General features: G+C 70.8%; 1 protein-coding gene. It reads right to left on the reverse strand.

The features are described 5' to 3' along the window. Window positions 1–271: ThiF family adenylyltransferase (locus ACU8YC_RS28225; protein ID WP_446896425.1), on the reverse strand; the 271-nt coding region annotated here is incomplete at its 3' end. Window positions 272–435: the final 164 nt, after the last annotated feature.

Consider the following 435-nt stretch of genomic DNA (forward strand, 5'->3'; position numbering starts at 1 on the left):
CGTCCTTCAGCCCGCGCTCGCCAGTCACGAGGCCATGCGGCACGCCGACCAGTTCCCCATCCCCGAACATCACGCCCGCACGCTCGCCGCGTTCGTAGAGGATCACGTCGATCCCCGCGGCGGCGAGGTACTGGATCAGCGGCGCGCCGAGCCCGCCCGCCCCGACGACGAGGATCCGGGCGGCCTTGATCCGGGCCTGACCGGGACCGCCGACCTCGGCCAGGACGAGGTGGCGGGCGTAGCGTTCGATCTCGTCGGGGGCGAGGGCCATAACCTGCCCATAATCCGCGTCGGCGCCGATCGGAAGCGCTGAAAAGACAACGCCGCCCCTGTGAGGAGGCGGCGCAAGTCTCGCGTCCCTGGATCCGGGCCGCTCAGCGCGGCGCGAGGATCATGATCATCTGCCGGCCTTCGAGCATCGGCTCGCTCTCGACC

The organism is Citrobacter sp. VF227, assembly GCF_052950715.1.